The sequence below is a fragment of the Cohnella sp. GCM10027633 genome (assembly GCF_042675445.1).
Taxonomy (GTDB): domain Bacteria; phylum Bacillota; class Bacilli; order Paenibacillales; family Paenibacillaceae; genus Cohnella.
Genome location: NZ_JBHTGV010000040.1, coordinates 1 through 892, shown reverse-complemented (window position 1 = coordinate 892; position 892 = coordinate 1). Strand labels below are relative to the sequence as shown.

Below are 892 nucleotides of genomic sequence, written 5' to 3'. Positions count from 1 at the left end.
TAGCTCGAAGAAGACACCGGCATCAGATAACACCATATTCACGCATCGGGCATTCGCCCTCGGTCCGGCACGAAGTTAGAAGAAGAGTCGGAGAGGCATTTCAGTTTCGGGAAGCAGAATCAGCCGGACACATCCGCACCGACTAACTGCGCAAGCGCAGCCGGTTCCTGGCGGAACCTTAAGTCGGTGGGACGTCGTGAATACAATAACGTTATGTGAAATACGAGCAATTCGATAAATAACAAAGATCGTTGCGAGGAGTTAATATGAACTCTTTTTCAATTCGATTAGAAATCGAAGAATCAATTAAAAGGTTTCAAATAAATAGAGAGAAGTTTTTTGAAGTTAGAAAAGACCAATGGAAAGAAATCATAAACAATATTGAGAACCGCTTTTTAGTTAAGGCTCATTATACTCATGGTCTGCATTGGGGATGGAACAAGCTTAAAGAACCAAAGTTATCAATGAGATTTATTGATCAACCATTTCAATATATAAGAGAGATAATAGAAGATGATGTATTCTGGTTTATTGTAGAGGACATAAATGACAAGATGTGGGCTTACGAGGGAGAGAAGGATCTCATTTTTGAATTGATTCCTGAGTTATGTCATCTAAATGAATACTACCTAGTGTCAAAGAAATATCAATGGCTGATCTGTGAAGATCATCATGAAATTGTTCATCTAAATGGACAAGAAGTCATTGAACAAATGAAATCTTACGCGCAGAACAATAAAGATAAGATATTCAGTGAATGATAACTGAGTCTGTAAAATCTTTTGTGTAAACTCTCAAACCAATATGAAATAAACTAAGAGAAAGGTTGGTTTGAGAGGATGACACAAGTGGCGCGCTTTAACAAAGATCAGGTGAAAGCATTCGTCAAAGA

Annotated in this window: 1 protein-coding gene; it reads left to right on the top strand. The window is 38.0% G+C overall.

The features are described from left to right. Positions 1 to 266: 266 nt before the first annotated feature. Positions 267 to 761: a DUF6756 family protein gene (locus ACFQZG_RS27565; protein ID WP_378157959.1), complete on the top strand. Its 495-nt coding sequence runs from the start codon at positions 267 to 269 to the stop codon at positions 759 to 761. Positions 762 to 892 lie beyond the last annotated feature (131 nt).

What these genes read in the sequence shown, in the direction of transcription:
- ACFQZG_RS27565 (WP_378157959.1), top strand. Translation starts at nt 267, where the DNA reads ATGAACTCTTTTTCAATTCGATTAGAAATCGAAGAATCAATTAAAAGG.